Source organism: Flavobacterium hydrophilum (assembly GCF_003202405.1).
Lineage (GTDB): Bacteria > Bacteroidota > Bacteroidia > Flavobacteriales > Flavobacteriaceae > Flavobacterium > Flavobacterium hydrophilum.
In genome coordinates, this window is record NZ_QJHL01000004.1 from 240,160 (window position 1) to 257,554 (window position 17,395).

Annotated in this window: 15 protein-coding genes; all 15 read left to right on the top strand. The window is 29.9% G+C overall.

The features are described from left to right. The 15 genes from asnB (DMB68_RS16585) (at position 1) to DMB68_RS16655 (ending at position 17,394) form a co-directional block, all read left to right on the top strand. Positions 1-1,824, top strand: coding sequence for an asparagine synthase (glutamine-hydrolyzing) (asnB, locus tag DMB68_RS16585; RefSeq protein ID WP_110347759.1), 1,824 nt, complete (start codon positions 1-3; stop codon positions 1,822-1,824). After that, positions 1,814-2,884 (top strand): glycosyltransferase, encoded by a 1,071-nt coding sequence (locus DMB68_RS16590; RefSeq protein WP_165830155.1) that lies wholly within the window; start codon positions 1,814-1,816, stop codon positions 2,882-2,884. The genes asnB (DMB68_RS16585) and DMB68_RS16590 overlap by 11 nt, the downstream gene beginning before the upstream one ends. After that, entirely contained in the window at positions 2,885-4,027 is a 1,143-nt protein-coding gene (locus DMB68_RS16595) for a glycosyltransferase (RefSeq protein ID WP_110347761.1), read from the top strand. Between the two features lie 82 nt (positions 4,028-4,109). Next, positions 4,110-5,996 (top strand): asparagine synthase (glutamine-hydrolyzing), encoded by a 1,887-nt coding sequence (asnB, locus tag DMB68_RS16600; protein WP_110347762.1) that lies wholly within the window; start codon positions 4,110-4,112, stop codon positions 5,994-5,996. Between the two features lie 134 nt (positions 5,997-6,130). Continuing rightward, complete coding sequence (locus DMB68_RS16605; RefSeq protein WP_231131669.1) at positions 6,131-7,264, top strand: glycosyltransferase family 4 protein; 1,134 nt, start codon at positions 6,131-6,133, stop codon at positions 7,262-7,264. Beyond that, positions 7,261-8,160: an NAD-dependent epimerase/dehydratase family protein gene (locus DMB68_RS16610; protein ID WP_110347763.1), complete on the top strand. Its 900-nt coding sequence runs from the start codon at positions 7,261-7,263 to the stop codon at positions 8,158-8,160. The genes DMB68_RS16605 and DMB68_RS16610 overlap by 4 nt, the downstream gene beginning before the upstream one ends. Continuing rightward, positions 8,160-9,131: an MraY family glycosyltransferase gene (locus tag DMB68_RS16615; protein WP_110347764.1), complete on the top strand. Its 972-nt coding sequence runs from the start codon at positions 8,160-8,162 to the stop codon at positions 9,129-9,131. The genes DMB68_RS16610 and DMB68_RS16615 overlap by 1 nt, the downstream gene beginning before the upstream one ends. Further along, entirely contained in the window at positions 9,121-9,546 is a 426-nt protein-coding gene (locus tag DMB68_RS16620; protein WP_110347765.1) for a WxcM-like domain-containing protein, read from the top strand. Before DMB68_RS16615 ends, DMB68_RS16620 begins: the two co-directional genes overlap by 11 nt. Next, positions 9,539-10,678, top strand: coding sequence for a DegT/DnrJ/EryC1/StrS family aminotransferase (locus tag DMB68_RS16625; RefSeq protein ID WP_110348046.1), 1,140 nt, complete (start codon positions 9,539-9,541; stop codon positions 10,676-10,678). The genes DMB68_RS16620 and DMB68_RS16625 overlap by 8 nt, the downstream gene beginning before the upstream one ends. A 17-nt stretch (positions 10,679-10,695) precedes the next feature. After that, on the top strand, positions 10,696-11,244 hold the full coding sequence (rfbC, locus tag DMB68_RS16630; protein WP_110347766.1) for a dTDP-4-dehydrorhamnose 3,5-epimerase: 549 nt from the start codon (positions 10,696-10,698) through the stop codon (positions 11,242-11,244). Beyond that, positions 11,244-12,089, top strand: coding sequence for a dTDP-4-dehydrorhamnose reductase (gene rfbD / locus DMB68_RS16635; protein WP_110347767.1), 846 nt, complete (start codon positions 11,244-11,246; stop codon positions 12,087-12,089). Before rfbC ends, rfbD begins: the two co-directional genes overlap by 1 nt. A 65-nt stretch (positions 12,090-12,154) precedes the next feature. Then, positions 12,155-13,039, top strand: a complete 885-nt coding sequence (rfbA, locus tag DMB68_RS16640) for a glucose-1-phosphate thymidylyltransferase RfbA (protein WP_110347768.1) — start codon at positions 12,155-12,157, stop codon at positions 13,037-13,039. A gap of 82 nt (positions 13,040-13,121) precedes the next feature. Next, the gene (locus tag DMB68_RS16645; protein ID WP_110347769.1) at positions 13,122-15,089 is read left to right on the top strand and encodes a polysaccharide biosynthesis protein; all 1,968 of its coding nucleotides are present in this window, start codon (positions 13,122-13,124) and stop codon (positions 15,087-15,089) included. A gap of 109 nt (positions 15,090-15,198) precedes the next feature. Then, on the top strand, positions 15,199-16,065 hold the full coding sequence (locus DMB68_RS16650; protein ID WP_110347770.1) for an ABC transporter permease: 867 nt from the start codon (positions 15,199-15,201) through the stop codon (positions 16,063-16,065). A 60-nt stretch (positions 16,066-16,125) separates the two neighbouring features. Further along, positions 16,126-17,394: an ABC transporter ATP-binding protein gene (locus tag DMB68_RS16655; RefSeq protein WP_110347771.1), complete on the top strand. Its 1,269-nt coding sequence runs from the start codon at positions 16,126-16,128 to the stop codon at positions 17,392-17,394. Position 17,395 lies beyond the last annotated feature (1 nt).

Below are 17,395 nucleotides of genomic sequence, written 5' to 3' on the forward strand. Positions count from 1 at the left end.
ATGTGTGGAATTTATGCAACAAATATTCCTTTTTGTAAAGAAGAGGTACAAGCTAAATTAGAATCCATTCAATTCAGAGGCCCTGATTACACTGGATTTACATCGATTGATGATTTAATATTAGGGCATTTGAGATTGTCCATTTTAGATTTAGACGAACGCTCACATCAACCTATGCTATTTGAAGAGCTTTCTATTGTCTTTAATGGGGAAATTTACAATTTTCAGGAAATAAGAGAGGAGCTTGAATGTCTTGGTCATAATTTTATTACTTCTGGAGATACAGAAGTATTGTTAAAAGGCTATAAACAATGGGGTGAAGGGATTTTGCCCAAATTAAACGGGATGTTCGCTTTTGTAATTTACAATAAAAACACACAAAATCTTTTTTGTGCTCGTGATAGATTTGGGATTAAGCCTTTTTATTATTCATGGATTGATGGGAAAATAGAAATTTGTAGTCAATTAAGGCCAATTTGTCAAAATAAAATAATAGATCAAAAAGCTATAGGAATGTTTCTCGACTGTACGTATATTCCAAGCCCATATACTATTTATAAAGACGTTTTTAAATTACCACCAGGTAATATTCTTGAGCTTAATTTAAATACAAATGTTTTAGTTGTAAAAGAATATTGGAATTTAAAAAAAATTATTCCTCTTCAATTATCCTATAATCAGGCTAAAGATCAATTACATGAATTATTAAAAGATGCTGTAAAAATAAGATTGCAGTCTGATGTGCCTTTTGGTACTTTCCTTTCTGGAGGTATTGATTCAGCATTGGTATCTAGTATTGCATCAAAAGTTTCTAAAGATAGGATTAAAACATTTTCTATTGGATTTGATGACCCTAAGTATGATGAAAGTAAAATAGCGGCTCAGTTTGCTAATATTATAAATTCGGAACATACAGAAACAATATGCAGGCCTGAAGATATTCTGGAAATGATTCCGAAATTGGTTTCAGTTTATGATGAGCCCTTTGCTGATAGTTCTGCTTTACCATCATTGTTGCTAAATAAAGTAACTAAACAATATGTAACTATGGCCTTATCAGGCGACGGAGGTGATGAAAGTTTTTTGGGTTATAATCACTTTGATTGGGTCAATAAGTTTAAGTTTTTTATTAAAATACCATATTTACTAAGAAAGAATTTATCTAAACTATTGGTTTTTAATGTTTTTAAATCCAGAACGGAACCTATTAAAAGGATTTTTAATATTAAGTCTAAGAATGAATTTATCGCAGGCATTTTTGTGGGCTATAATTCTATTGTAAAAAATAGGAATCTGGATTGGTTATCAAATTACGAGGGCTATAAAATATGGGCAAATGATTGGATACAATCCACAGCTGATTTAAATATAAAATTATGGCTAGAGAATGACAGTAATGTGAAAGTAGACAGAGCGAGTATGGCTTATTCAGTTGAAGTAAGAAGTCCATTTTTAGATTACAGAATAGTGGAGTTTGCACGAACACTCCCAATTTCATATCGATACATTCCTGGACGAAAGAAAAGAATATTAAGAGATATTTTAAAAGAATACATATCAGAAGAAATCTTTGATCAACCCAAAAAAGGTTTTGCAGTACCTATTGGAAAATGGATTCGTGAAGAATTAAGAGAAGAATTTGTTGGAAACTTATCAGATGAATTTTTGAATGAGGTACCTAATCTTAATGTAGTAAAATTTAAGAAAATGTTTAAAGAACATTTAGATGGAAAAGGAGACTATTCCTCTTATGTTTGGAGGGTATATGTCTTGTCTAAATGGTATCAGGAATTTGGGTTTTATAAAAAGACAGATGCAAAATAGAAAGAAAATATTATTTGTTTTGCCTAATTTATGTGCCGGTGGTGCGGAACGTGTTTTGTCATTTGTTTCACAGAAGTTAAATACAAATAATTTTGATGTTAAATTAATTGTGTTGGGCTTTAAAAAAGATGCTGTATATAATGTTAATGAAGTAGAAGTACAATATCTTAATAAAGAAAGGCTGTTGACTTCAATTATAGCTTTGTTTTGTCTTTTTAAAAAAGAAAAACCATCAATTGTAATAAGCTCGATAGTACACGTAAATATTACGATGGGTTTTTTTAGTCTATTTTTTAGAGAGATAAAGTTTGTTGGGAGAGAAGCGAGTGTAATTTCTAAGATGAATGAATTCTCTAAATTGAATTCTAAATTAAATTTAACCTTAATTAAAATTTTTTATCCAAGATTGTCTGCAATTATTTGCCAATCTGAAGATATGAAAACTGATTTTATTAAAATTCTTCGACTTGATTCTTCAAAATTAGTTTTGATTCATAATCCTGTTACACAAAGTTTTATAAGTGCTTTATCAAATAATTTTGGCAATAAGATAAATTTCATAACAGTTGGTAGATTAAGTGAAGAAAAAGGATATTTAAGAATTTTAGAAGGGTTGTCAAAAATTTACAACTATGATTTTCATTATACAATTGTTGGCTCTGGACCACAATTAGAGGATCTAAAAGATTGTGTAAGTAATTATAAATTAAATGGAAAGGTTAGTTTTATTCCTTACACATCTAAAGTTTTAGAGGAAGTTAGTAAAAATGATTTTTTTCTTCAAGGTTCTTATGTTGAGGGATTTCCAAATGCTTTGTTAGAAAGTTGTACTGTCGGCACACCTGTAATAGCATTTAATTGTCCTGGTGGTACAAAAGATATCGTAATTACTGGTGCAAATGGTTTTTTAGTTCAAGATGAGTTAGAATTTATTGCTGTTTTAAATAATATTGATAAACTTAAAACAATAGATAAAAATGCGGTAAGAATGTCTGTAAGTTCTAAATTTAATGCAGAAAAGATTGTACGCAAATATGAAAATTTATTCGAACAGTTATAAATGAAAGTAGCAATTTTTATTTATTCATTAGCTGGTGGTGGTGCAGAACGAATAGTTTCACAATTAGTCCCGTATCTCGAAAGTAAAGAATTAGATGTTTATTTAGTTTTAATGAATAATACTTGTGCTTATTCTTTTACTACTAAGAGAGAACCATTTTTTTTAGAACATTCAAAGCCAACAGAGAATGGTATATTAAAACTGTTGAAGATTCCTTTATTGGCTTATAAGTATCATGTTTTACTTAAAAAGAATAATATAGAAAAAAGTATATCATTCTTAACAAGACCAGGGTTTATATCTGTTTTAACTAAATTCTTTAACAAACAAAGAACTATAATAATTTCTGAAAGGTCAAATTCTAGTAATCAGTATGGATATAAGAATTTACAATCTTGGATCAATATTTTTTTAATTAAAAAGCTATACCCTATTGCCGATCTAATAATAACAAATTCTAAAGGTAATGCTGAAGATTTGATTTCGAATTTTAATGTACCATCTCATAAACTATTCACTGTTTATAATCCTGTTTCTATAAAGACAATTGATGCAATTGAATCTAAAAAAGATTTTTTTGATAAAAATTTTTTTAATTTAATTAGTGTGGGACGTTTAGATAAAGGAAAAAACCATCAATTATTAATTAGATCTGTCGAAAAATTAAAGGATAAAAAAGTAAGACTGTATATTTTTGGTGATGGGGAACTTAAAAATGAACTTCAAAGGTTAATAGGAAATTTAAGATTGGAAAAAAGTGTTTTTTTAATGGGCTTTGATTCTAATCCATATCAGTATTTAAAAGCAGCTGATTTATTTGTTTTCTCTTCAAATCATGAAGGATTTCCAAATGTTCTTTTAGAAGCAATGACTTGCAGTTTGCCTATAATTAGTACTAATTGTCCTTCAGGGCCTAATGAAATTTTGGAAGCTGAAATTGAATATGACTTTAAAGAAATATTTTTCACTAAATATGGTCTTTTGATACCAAGAAATGATGAACAGAAAATGACCGAAGCAATAGTTTATATGATGGGAAATGTCACATATTATGCAGATTGTAAAGCCTCGCTAAAAAAACGGATCTTGGATTTTGAAAATGAAAAAATATTAGAAAATTTTTATAATATATTTTCTGCTTAAGAACAAATAAGGCTTTTAACTTTTTTACAGAAAATAAAGCATTGAAAAATAATAGACAAATAAATAAAATAAACCAACAACTATGTGTGGAATTAATGGGTTTATAAGTCATCATCCAAATATCGAAATGCAAAAAGTGCTCTGTGATATGAATAATGCTATCATACACCGTGGACCAGATCAAGACGGTTTTTTTGAAGATAACTCTTCAAATTGTAAAATTGGAATGGCTATGAGACGATTATCTATCATAGATTTAAATTTAGGGAAGCAGCCTATTTTTACAGAGGATAAACAAAAGGTTGTTATTTTTAATGGAGAAATTTACAACTTTAAAGTTCTTAAAAACGATCTAGAAAAAAAAGGTATTGAGTTTGTAACTAATTCAGACACAGAAGTAATTGTGAAGTTGTATGAATGTTATGGTATTAAAGCATTCTCAATGCTTGATGGAATGTTTGCCTTTAGTATTTATGATAAAACTTTAAATAAAGTTTTAATTGCCAGAGACTTTTTTGGAGAAAAACCATTATATTATACCAAAACAAATGATAGTTTTATTTGGGCCTCAGAATTGAAATCCATTATAAAAGTGCTACCTGTAAAACCTAGTATTAATGCGAGAAGTTTAAATCTTTTTTTGCAGCTAACTTATATTCCTGCACCCTACACTATTTATGATAATATTCATAAATTAGAATCCAATCATTACATTGAATTTGATTGTTCGAATTTTGAATTTGAAATTCACGAAATTGAACAAAAACATAAAGATTATTCTGAAATTTCAAAATTGGAAGCAACAAAAATCACGCATGATTTAATTCAAGATAGTATAAATTCAAGATCTATTTCAGACGTATCTTTAGGAACATTTCTTTCAGGGGGTGTAGATTCGTCAATTATCTCTTTATGTTTGGCGCAGCAATCAAGTACGAAAATTGAAACTTTTTCAATTGGTTTTGATAAAAAATCTTTTGATGAAACTGAAAAATCCAGGACTGTTGCAAAACTTATAAATAGTAATCATCATGAATTTATAATATCTGAAAAAGACTTAACAACAAACATAAATGAGATAATATTAAATTTTGATGAACCTTTTGCAGATTCTTCAGCATTGGCAAGTTATATTGTTTCAAGCAAAACAAAAGAGTTTGTAAAAGTAGCCTTAACTGGTGATGGTGGTGATGAAGTTTTTGGAGGATACAATAAATATTATATGGGGAGATTAAACGATAAGTATATAAATTTAATTCCTAAGACACTACATAATACCTTTTCATCAACAATTAGCAAAGTATTAAATACAAATGAAGATAACAGAGGAGGTCGTTTTAAGATTAATAAACTGTTAAAATCAATAAATTATGAAGGTGATTTTTATTACAATATAATTTCATTAGGATTTTATGAGAATGAAATTAGAGAAATTTTGAAACGTAATAAGTATGTCGAAAATTCATTGTCTTTTTATAAAGATAAAATAGGAAATCATAATAAAAATTTAACTGATTTTAGAAATATTGATAAAATGATCAGTCTGGAAGGAGATATGATTGTAAAAGTAGATAGAACTAGTATGTTGACATCTCTAGAATGTCGTGCTCCGTTCTTGAATAAGGAAATATGGAATTTTACAAGTCAATTGCCTGAAGATTTTCTAATTAAAGGATGGGATAAAAAGCATATTTTGAAAGAATCATTCAAAAAATATTTCCCAAAAGATTTTCTTAATAAACCAAAGAAAGGTTTTGGAGTGCCTGTTGGTGATTGGCTAAGAGGGAATTTGAAAAATGAATTGCTGTTATATGTTGATAAAATATTTATTGAAGACCAAAATATTTTTCATTTTGAAACAATATGGAATTTAGTAAATAATCATTTAGAAGGGAAAATTGATAATACATTTAAAGTATGGACGTTTTTTTGTTTTCAAAAGTGGTATAGAGAAAGTTATGAAAAGTAAAATTTCTCTTTTTGGGTCTTTCTTGCTAATAGCAAATTTGATATATAATAATTCATTCATAAAAACGAAAACTTCTAATAAAAAGATCTAAATTTTAAATACTTAAAAAGTAATGATTAAAATAGCTAATTAATATGGGTACCCTTTTGATGATAGCCAATGTAGATTGGTTTGTTATTTCACACAGATTATGCATAGCACAAGAAGCCTCTCGGTTAGGATGGAAAGTTTTTGTTGCAGCCGAAGATACTGGAAGAAGAAAAGAAATAGAGGTAGATGGAATAGTGTTTATTGATTTTAAATTTTCTCGTTCAGGGATTAATCCAATTAGTGAATTAAAAACATTATTAGGTTTTAGAAAATTATACAAACAAATTGCACCTGATGTTGTCCATCATATTACTTTAAAGCCTGTTATTTATGGCTCTGTAATGGCTAAATTGTTGAAGATAAATGGAGTTGTTAATGCTATTAGCGGATTAGGGTATAATTTTACGGGTGATAGAAAAAGTTTAGTGCAAAAGACAATGCTGAAATTAATGAAGTTTGGGTTTAAAAGAAAAAAACTCACAGTAATTTTTCAGAATTTGGAAGATCAATCTGAGCTCGAAAAATTAGGAGTTATTAATCAGTTAAATTCTATAGTAAGAATTAAGGGCTCGGGTGTAGATTTAATTAATTTTAAACAATTTGATTTGCCATCTTTTGAAAGAATAAAAATTTTGCTTCCTATTCGAATGTTATGGGATAAAGGCGTTAAAGAATTAAAAGAGGCATCGGATATATTAAAAGAAAAATATAATGGGAAAATTCAATTTATTTTGGCAGGTTTGGCCGACGAAGATAATAACGCTGGAGTTTCAGCTTCATATTTGAATAATTGGCAAGATGGGAATTATGTAATTTGGATTGGATATCAGAAAAATATGATTGAAGTTTATAAAGACTCTCACGTAGTTGTTTTGCCATCGTATAGAGAAGGAATGCCAAAAACTTTAATCGAAGCATGTGCTATTGGAAGAGCAATTGTGACGACAGATGCAATTGGATGTAAAGAATGTGTAGATGAGGGAATTAACGGTTTTAAAGTCCCAGTTTATTCAATAAATGAATTGGCTATAGCATTAGAAAAATTAGTTTCTAACGTAGACTTAATCAAGGAGATGGGGCAAAATTCGAGACTAAAAGCAGAAAAAGAATTTGATGTAAATAATGTTATATCCATGCACTTAAATATTTATAAAGATTTGTATGTAAATAGAGTATGAATATAATAATAACTGGTATTTCTGGTTTTGTTGGACAAAATCTTTCTAATTATTTAAGAAAAAAATCTTTCTTAATAGACTCTTTATCCTTGCGTAATCAATTTTTGAATTTTAATTCTAATGCTGATGCAATTGTTCATTTGGCAGGTAAAGCTCATGATACAAAAGGTATAAATGATGCTTCTGAATATTTTGCAATTAATACAGAATTAACTAAAAAATTGTTTGACGCTTTTTTAAAAAGCAATGTTAAAGACTTTATTTATTTTAGCAGTGTAAAAGCTGTAGCTGATAATGTTTCAGATATTTTGGATGAAGATATTGAGCCAAAGCCTAAAACACCTTACGGCCAATCGAAATTAAGTTCGGAAGAATATCTTTTATCAAAGGAAATTCCAGATGATAAACGAGTTATTATTATAAGACCATGTATGATACACGGTCCTGGTAATAAAGGAAATCTTAACCTGCTTTATAATGTGATAAAAAATAGAATTCCTTATCCTTTAGCCGCTTTTCATAATGAAAGATCTTTTTTAGGTATAGATAACCTTAATTTTTTGATTGAAAAAATTCTTCTTTCTAAAAAAATTACTTCCGGGATTTATAATTTTGCTGATGACGAAGTTTTATCAACAAATGAACTAATTGAAATTATATCTTCAGTTTTAAATAAGAAAAAAGTTTCAATAGCATTTCATAAAGAAATAATAAATACTGTTGCCAAAGTGGGTGATTTAATAAATTTACCAATGAATTCAGAAAATGTTCAAAAATTAACTGAAAATTATAGGGTTTCAAATAAAAAAATAAAATTAGCTTTAGAAATTGACAAGTTACCCAATACCGCCCAAAAAGGATTAGAAAAAACAATAAAAAGCTTCAAAAAGAAATAATGGCACATACAATATTGAGTTTTATCTTAATGATTTTAATGCTACTCTATTTTAAAATCGCAAACCACTTTAATATTATTGACAAACCCAACGGAAGAAGTTCACATACTGAAGTTACTTTACGAGGCGGCGGTATTATTTTTTGGTTCTCTGCATTGATTTATTTTGTACAGCATATACAAAACAACTATTTTTTCTTTACCGGGATTACATTGGTAAGTTTAGTAAGTTTTTGGGATGATATACAGAGTTTATCTAATAAAATAAGGATTTCAATTCATTTTCTGGCAATTTCTTTAGTGTTTTATGATTTAGGGGTTTTTCATGAAATCTCTATTTTTGTGATTCTGGTGATTTATATTGCGGCCATTGGTTTTTTAAATATATATAATTTCATGGACGGTATAAACGGTATTACCGGTTTGTATACTCTGGTTATTATGGGATCATTGTTATATGTAAATAAAAATCTTCAGTTATTTACTGACAGTGATTTTATAAAATATGCGATGATTGCCAGTTTGGTTTTTCTTTTCTTTAATTATAGAAAAAAGGCGAAATGCTTTGCCGGTGATGTAGGCAGCATAGCAATTGCTTTTTGGATCATTTATTTTATTTTGAAACTTATTTTAGTAACAAATTCGGTAATCTGGATTTTGTTTTTTGCAGTTTATGGAACAGATGGGGTTTGTACTATTTTGCATCGTTTGTACCTGAAACAAAATATTTTTGAAGCTCACCGTTTACACTTATATCAGGTTTTAACTAACGAATATAAAATTCAGCACAGATTAGTAGCTTTATATTATGCCTTGGTACAAATAATAGTGTCCGGCGTAGTCATATCTTTATATCAAAAAGTTCATGAGGGACTAATATTTACAATAGTTATAAGTCCTTTGTTTTGTATCTATATTTCGAAATTTTATTTGTTGAAAAAAAGCCATTTAAAGTTAAATCATGGATCCTAAAATAATTCAGGGAGATAATTTCTCAGATCATCGCGGAACAATTTCGTTTGTAAACGATTTTAGTTTTAAAGACATAGAAAGATTTTACATCATTAGTAATTCTGATGAAAATCCAATTCGTGCCTGGCAGGGACATAAATTAGATGCTAAAAATTTCTATTGCATAAACGGATCTTTTAAAATTCATTTTGTAAAAATTGATAATTGGGAAGACCCTTCTAAAGATTTACATATAGAAACTATAATCTTAAGTGCTTTAGAAAGCAAAATAGTACATATTCCAGCTGGTTATGCAAATGCAATAGAATCACTGCAAACAGGTTCTAAGTTGATAACATTTTCGACCTTGGCATTAGCAAATACTAATGAGGAGTATGTTCGTTTTAGTTCAGATTATTGGAAAATTAATGAGTAATAAAAGAATTTTTTTATCCTTGCCGAAAAAAAGTGGTTTTGAAGATAAATACATTCAGAAAGCGCTTGATGATGACTGGATAACGACCGGTGGTCCAAATGTTAATGATTTTGAGGGAATTCTCGAAAAATATCTCGGAAATGAATCATATGTCGCTGCTTTAAATTCAGGAACGTCAGCGGTTCATCTGGCATTGGTTTTATTAGGAGTAAAATCAGGTGATGAGGTTATTTGTCAAAGTCTTACGTTTTCGGCATCAGCTAACCCTATTTTATATCAGGGAGCTATCCCGGTTTTTGTAGATAGTGAACCTGAAACCTGGAATATTTGTCCTGAAAACCTTGAAGTTGCAATTCAGGATAGAATTAAGAAAGGTAAAAAACCTAAAGCTATCATAGCGGTTCATCTGTATGGAAATCCATATAAGGTTGAAGAAATCCATAGAATTGCAGACCAATATGAAATTCCAATTATTGAAGACAGTGCAGAGGCTCTTGGGAGCTCTTACAAGGGCAAGATGTGCGGCACTTTAGGTGCTTTTGGAGTTCTGTCTTTTAATGGAAATAAAATTATTACGACCTCTAGTGGCGGGGCTTTAATTTCTAACTCGAAATTATCAAAAGAGAAAGCTGTTTTTTATGCAACTCAATCAAAAGATGATGCTGTACATTACCAGCATAGCCAAATAGGATATAATTACAGGATGAGTAATGTTTGTGCGGGCATAGGTCTTGGACAGATGAAAATTCTAAAGCAAAATATCGATGACAGAAGAGAAATAAATTGCTTTTATCAAACAATTTTTAAAAGCATAGATGAAATTGAACTTTTTCAGATAACTAATAATGATTGTTTTTCAAATTATTGGTTAAGCACAATTTTAGTAGAAAACAGCGCTAAAAAAAATATAAACAGGGAAAATTTAAGACTCGCTTTTGAGAATGCAAATATTGAATGCCGTCCGCTTTGGAAACCAATGCATTTGCAGCCTGTTTTTTCAGATTATCCATATTATGGCAATAATGTTGCTGGTGATCTATTCGAAAGAGGTCTGTGTCTTCCTTCAGGATCTAATTTAACAACAGAGGATAAAAATAGAATTAAGAAAGTAATTACTACTTTCACCAAATAAATAGACATAATATTAATATGAAAATTGAAGAAACATTTATAAAAGATTTGATAATAATAGAGCCAACTGTTTTTGGAGATGAGAGAGGTTATTTTTTTGAATGTTACAGTAAAACTAAATTTGAAGATTTAGGCATAGATATTGATTTTGTTCAGGATAATCAATCTTTTTCTAAAAAGGGAACTTTAAGGGGACTACATTATCAAAACCCTCCTTTCGCTCAAACTAAATTAATTCGTGTTTTAGAAGGCGAAATTATTGATGTTGCTGTAGATTTAAGAAAAGGCTCTCTAACTTATGGAAAATCATTTAGCATTTCGCTTTCGGCAGAAAATAAAAAACAATTATTAGTACCTCAGGGTTTTGCGCATGGCTTTTCTGTTATTACCGAAACGGCTTCGGTAATGTACAAATGTGATCAGTTTTATAATAAAGAGTCTGAAGGCGGAATTAAATTTGATGATCCATCTTTAAATATTGATTGGGGTATGAATCTGGGAGAAGCAATAGTTTCTGAAAAAGATCAGATTTTGCCTTTTATAGAAAATTGTAACAGTTTGTTTTAATGAAGAAAATATTAGTAACAGGAGCTAACGGACAATTAGGATCTGAACTTTCTGAACTTTCCTCAGGTTATTCTCAGTACGAATGGGTTTTTGCTGACAGATCTCAAATTACATTAGATAATTTAAATTTACTAAAAACACAATTAAGTAAAATACATCCGGATATAATTTTAAACTGTGGAGCTTATACAGCTGTTGATAAGGCAGAATCAGAAAAAGATCTAGCTTTTACTATAAACCATTTGGCAGTAGAAGTGATAGCAAAGTATGCAAAAATTAATGATATAAAATTAATCCATATTTCTACAGATTATGTTTTTGACGGAACTTCTTCTGTAGCTTTAAATGAGGAAGCTGAAACAAATCCGATAAACATTTATGGAGCAAGTAAACGTGCTGGCGAAATAGCTTGCTTAAAAGAAAATCCAGACTCAATAATTATAAGAACTTCTTGGGTTTATAGTAAATTTGGAAATAATTTTGTTAAAACAATGCAGGGTTTGATGAAGGAAAGAGAATCCTTAAATGTGGTTAATGATCAAATAGGTTCTCCAACTTATGCTGCTGATTTGGCATTTGCTATGGCAATTATTTTAGGATCTGACAAATGGGTGCCCGGTATCTATAATTATTCGAACGAAGGAGAAATAAGTTGGTATGAATTTGCGTTGAGCATAAAAGAATTTGGAAATTATAATTGTAATGTGGAAGGAATTCCATCAGTCTCATATCCAACTCCAGCCAAACGCCCTGAGTTTTCATTGTTGGATAAGAAAAAAATAAAAAGAATTTATAATTTAGATGTTCCGAATTATAAAGAGAGCTTAAAAAAGATGTTTATTTAAAAAATTTTTAGGTTTAGAATTAAAATTTCTAGTCAGGAAATCTAAAACTAAAATCTTAATTATATATGAAAGGAATTATATTAGCCGGCGGATCAGGAACAAGATTACACCCCCTGACTCTTGCAATGAGTAAACAAATGATGCCGGTGTATGATAAACCAATGATTTATTATCCATTGTCAACATTGATGATGTCGGGAATAAATGAAATACTGATTATTTCTACACCTCATGATTTACCAAATTTTAAAAAATTATTAGGAGATGGTACTAATTTAGGATGTAAATTTAGTTATGCCGAACAAACTATTCCAAATGGTTTGGCACAGGCTTTTGTAATTGGAGAAGATTTTATAGGAAATGATGATGTAGCTTTAATATTAGGAGACAACATATTTTTCGGATCTAATATGCAGGAGCTTTTGAAATCAAATACAAAACCAAACGGAGGCGTCGTTTTTGCTTACCATGTTTCCGATCCTGAAAGATATGGAGTAGTAGAATTTGATGAGAAATTGAAAGCGGTATCTATTGAAGAAAAACCGAAATATCCAAAGTCAAGTTACGCCGTTCCCGGATTGTATTTTTATGACAATTCAGTTGTTGAAATAGCTAAAAATATTCAGCCAAGTGCTCGGGGCGAATATGAAATCACAGACGTCAATAAAGTTTATTTAGAAAAAGGACTATTGAAAGTAGGCATTTTAAGCAGAGGAACTGCATGGTTAGACACAGGAACCTTCAACAGCTTGATGCAAGCCGGACAGTTTGTTCAGGTTTTAGAAGAAAGACAAGGTTTAAAAGTGGGGTGCATTGAGGAAATTGCCTGGAGACAAGGTTTTATTTCGGATCAGCAATTAGAAGAACTCGCATTACCATTGGTAAAATCTGGTTATGGATCTTATCTCATCGAATTTTTAAAACAAAAGAAAAAAGGAAGCAGATTTTAATTTTAGAGAGAAATATATTTTTAGAATCATTAATTAGTACTTTTGTAAGTGTGCTGAGTTTTCAATACTAAATAAAAAGAATTTGAATACCGATAAACCAACCAAAATGTCTGCTTTGCTGCATAACAGTTTTTCGCCAAGAAATCTTAAAGCAAATATTAATAACCTTAGTTATTTGCCAAGATGGATTATCGTTGGTATTGATATAATGGTTCTTATCTTTTCATTTACATTTACTTATATGCTGTTTGAAGGAACAGCATTAGGTTACATTATAACATCATATCATTTTTATTTTGTATCCAGCCTTATTTTTGTCAATGTATTTTTCTTCTGGCTATTTAGGACATATTCAGGAATAATCAGGCACTCCTCTTATATTGATGCAATAAAGTTGTTGTTTTCTCAAATGTCGGTTTTGATTTTCTTTTTAATTTTCAATTTAGTTTTTGAATTATATTCAGGTCATAAGGCATTTTTAAATACGGCACTTTTTATAAATTTAGTACTTTCTTTTTGTGGATTATTCTTATATAGAGTAGTTGTAAAACAAACTTTTGAAATCTATTTTTCAGAAAAAGCAGATTCTAAATTAATACGGACAGTTATCTATGGTACAGATGCTAATGCAATTTCAGTTGCAAACGCATTAAAATTCGAAACTCCTTCGAGGTTTAAGATTGTTGGTTTTGTAGATAAGAACAATCAAAATGCTTCTAAACGAATGTTAGATTTGCCTATATTGATTCAAAAGAAAAAATTACCGGCGTTAATGCGATCAGTAGCAGCTGAAGCTGTTATTATCGCAGATAAAAGTTTATCAAAAGAAGAACAGTTAATTATTGTTGATCAGTGTTTAGAATTCAATTACAGAGTCTATACTGTGCCATTAATTTCGGATTGGGAGAACCAAAAAGAAATTTCTCAAAAGGTAAAAAATATTCAGATTGAGGATTTATTAGAAAGAAAACCAATTGTATTAGACAGTAAATTAATATCTAAACAATTAAAGGATAAGGTTATACTTATTACTGGTGCCGCTGGTTCTATTGGAAGCGAAATTGTAAGACAGGTTTTAGGATTTAATCCCAAAACAATTGTGATTTTAGATCACGCAGAAACGCCTTTGCATAATTTATGTTTGGAAACCCTCGCATTAGATTCTCAAACTAAAATAAGAGCTGTTATTGCAGATGTTAAAAGTAAGAAAGCTTTAGAAAAAGTATTTGATGATTTTAGGCCACAGGTGGTTTTTCATGCCGCAGCTTATAAACACGTCCCGTTAATGGAAGAGAATCCTTCACAAGCAATCCTTACAAACGTTAAGGGGACAAAAAATTTAGCCGATTTATCTTGTAAGTATAAGGTGAAGAAATTTGTAATGGTTTCTACTGATAAAGCTGTAAATCCTAGTAATGTTATGGGAGCCAGCAAACGCATTGCCGAAAAATATGTTCAGTCTTTATTTTTGAAAAATAAAAGAGAAAAAGTAGAAGGTGTTACAAAATTTATTACAACCCGGTTTGGGAATGTTTTAGGTTCTAATGGTTCTGTAGTTCCATTATTTACAAGACAAATAGCAGAGGGAGGTCCTGTTACCATAACCCATCAGGATATTATTCGTTACTTTATGACTATTCCTGAAGCCTGTCAGTTGGTTCTGGAAGCCGGAGCAATGGGAAATGGCGGAGAAATATATATCTTTGACATGGGAAAACCGGTAAGGATTATTGATTTAGCAAAAAAAATGATTAAGTTAGCCGGTTTCATTCCTGATAAAGAGATAAAAATAAAAATTGTAGGCCTTAGGCCCGGTGAAAAATTATACGAAGAATTATTAAATGATACTTCGAAAACTTTGCCTACATATCATAACAAAATTATGATAGCTCAAGAAATTCAGGATGAATATGAAAATTTACATACTGAAATTGAAGAGCTCATAGCAATTGCTAATTTTTACAGTAATGATGAGATAGTAGGGAAAATGAAAAAAATTGTTCCTGAATTTAAAAGTATGAATTCTACTTTTGAAGTTTTGGATAAATAAATGGTTGAATATTAGTTATATTATAATATATAAAAAAGGTGTTTTATGAAAACGCCTTTTTGTTTTTTAATTCTTTTCTGAGCAGGTAAAAATCCTGTTAATTTGTAACATGAGTAATATTAAAAGTAATAAAGACTGGTTGTTTGAAATAACACCAAAAAATAATTTCTTCTCCCTTAATTTTAAAGAAATTTGGCAATATAGGGATTTATTATTTTTGTTTGTAAAACGAGATGTTATCACGGTTTATAAACAAACAGTTTTGGGGCCGCTTTGGTATTTAATTCAGCCTTTGTTTACATCGGTTACTTTTACTATAATTTTTAATAATGTTGCCGGAATCAATACAGGAACAATACCTCCGTTTTTATTTAATTTAGCCGGAGTAACGGTTTGGAATTATTTCACTGCATGTCTTAATGGTACATCAGATACTTTTAAAGCAAACGCAAATATTTTTGGAAAAGTTTATTTTCCCAGAATCATAACACCACTCTCAGTTGTAATTTCTAATTTAATTAAATTCGGAATTCAATTTATTATTTTCATTGTTTTTTATATTTTTTATTACATAAAAGGCGCTAATTTAGGAGTGAACTGGTTAGTATTGTTTTTTCCAATTTTGATTGCGGTTATGGGACTTTTAGGATTGGGATTAGGGATGCTGATTTCTTCTATGGTTACTAAATACCGTGATTTAAGTAATTTGGTAACTTTTGGTGTACAATTATTAATGTATTTGTCCGCTGTTATGTATCCTATGGCATTAGTAGTGGATAAATTACCCAAATTTGGCTGGCTGGTTCACTATAATCCATTAGCTTATATCATTGAAACTGCCCGTTTTATGCTTTTAAACACCGGAGAAATTTCAATTTTAGGATTAGGCTATACTTTACTGGTTACAGTAGCTGTGTTTTTTGGCGGGATTTTGATTTTTAATAAAACAGAGAAAAGTTTTATAGACACTGTTTAGAAGTTAATTTAACCAGATGGCGTTTTCAAACAATTTACAATTCATAATTACAATTCATAGTTGGAAAAAGATATCATATTAAAAGCCGAAAATATTTCTAAACAATATCGTTTAGGACAAGTAGGAACTGGCACTCTAAGTCATGATTTGAATAGGTGGTGGCATCAGATAAGAGGTAAAGAAAATCCATATTTAAAAATTGGTGATACGAATGATCGTTCAACCAAAGGAACTTCTGATTATGTTTGGGCTCTGCAGGATATAAATTTTGAGGTTGAACGTGGAGAAGTACTCGGAATTATTGGTAAAAATGGAGCAGGAAAATCAACACTTTTAAAAATACTTTCAAAAGTAACAGCACCAACAACAGGAACAATAAAATCGCGTGGTCGAATTGCATCTCTTTTAGAAGTTGGAACGGGTTTTAATGGAGAAATGACTGGTCGGGAAAATATTTTCTTAAACGGAGCTATTTTAGGAATGACCAAAAAAGAAATAACTTCAAAACTAGATGAAATTATTGATTTCTCAGGCTGTGAACGTTATATTGATACTCCTGTAAAAAGATATAGTTCAGGAATGACTGTTCGTCTCGCATTTGCAGTAGCTGCTTTTTTAGAGCCTGAAGTACTAGTTGTCGATGAGGTTTTAGCTGTAGGTGATGCGGAATTTCAAAAAAAAGCAATTGGAAAAATGCAGGATATTTCCAGAACTGGTGGTAGGACCGTCTTGTTTGTGAGTCATAATATGGCGGCAGTGAAGAGTTTGTGTACCAGAGGAATTGTTTTGGAGCACGGGAAAGTGGTTTTAGATAGCGAAATAGATAGAGCAGTTTCGTACTATTTAGGTGGAAGTGATACAGAAAGATCAAACAGTAAAAAATTTAAAAATTTAAAAAATGAAATTTTTAGCCTGAATGAGATAGGGCTTCAGAATTTTGATAAAAGTTTTGATGATCCATTAATTGAAAATGAAAAAATTGAGTTAATAACTAAAATTAATTTTAATACTGATGATGCTCCACGATATATTATAACATATCATTTATATAATGAAGAAGGGGAACCATTGTTTTCTTTTTCGAATAGTAGTTCTGATGTAGTATTAAAAAAAGGTGAAAATTATTTAAAATGTGTTTTTCCTGAGTATTTTTTTCAATCGGGTAATTTTAGTTTATCAATTTTTATTGTTGAAGATAAAAGGCAATCAATTTTTATGGAGAGGGATATAATACATTTTACAGTTGTAGATGGCGGGAGAGATTTTGGTGTTTATATGGGGAGGGAGCCAGGTTTTATCAGACCAAAATTTGATTGGTATTTAAATTAAG

Coding starts and splice junctions, on each gene's coding strand:
- DMB68_RS16605 (WP_231131669.1), top strand. CDS start 6,131: ATGGGTACCCTTTTGATGATAGCCAATGTAGATTGGTTTGTTATTTCA.
- DMB68_RS16625 (WP_110348046.1), top strand. CDS start 9,539: ATGAGTAATAAAAGAATTTTTTTATCCTTGCCGAAAAAAAGTGGTTTT.
- asnB (WP_110347762.1), top strand. CDS start 4,110: ATGTGTGGAATTAATGGGTTTATAAGTCATCATCCAAATATCGAAATG.
- rfbC (WP_110347766.1), top strand. CDS start 10,696: ATGAAAATTGAAGAAACATTTATAAAAGATTTGATAATAATAGAGCCA.
- DMB68_RS16615 (WP_110347764.1), top strand. CDS start 8,160: ATGGCACATACAATATTGAGTTTTATCTTAATGATTTTAATGCTACTC.
- DMB68_RS16620 (WP_110347765.1), top strand. CDS start 9,121: ATGGATCCTAAAATAATTCAGGGAGATAATTTCTCAGATCATCGCGGA.
- rfbD (WP_110347767.1), top strand. CDS start 11,244: ATGAAGAAAATATTAGTAACAGGAGCTAACGGACAATTAGGATCTGAA.
- rfbA (WP_110347768.1), top strand. CDS start 12,155: ATGAAAGGAATTATATTAGCCGGCGGATCAGGAACAAGATTACACCCC.
- asnB (WP_110347759.1), top strand. CDS start 1: ATGTGTGGAATTTATGCAACAAATATTCCTTTTTGTAAAGAAGAGGTA.
- DMB68_RS16590 (WP_165830155.1), top strand. CDS start 1,814: ATGCAAAATAGAAAGAAAATATTATTTGTTTTGCCTAATTTATGTGCC.
- DMB68_RS16610 (WP_110347763.1), top strand. CDS start 7,261: ATGAATATAATAATAACTGGTATTTCTGGTTTTGTTGGACAAAATCTT.
- DMB68_RS16650 (WP_110347770.1), top strand. CDS start 15,199: ATGAGTAATATTAAAAGTAATAAAGACTGGTTGTTTGAAATAACACCA.
- DMB68_RS16595 (WP_110347761.1), top strand. CDS start 2,885: ATGAAAGTAGCAATTTTTATTTATTCATTAGCTGGTGGTGGTGCAGAA.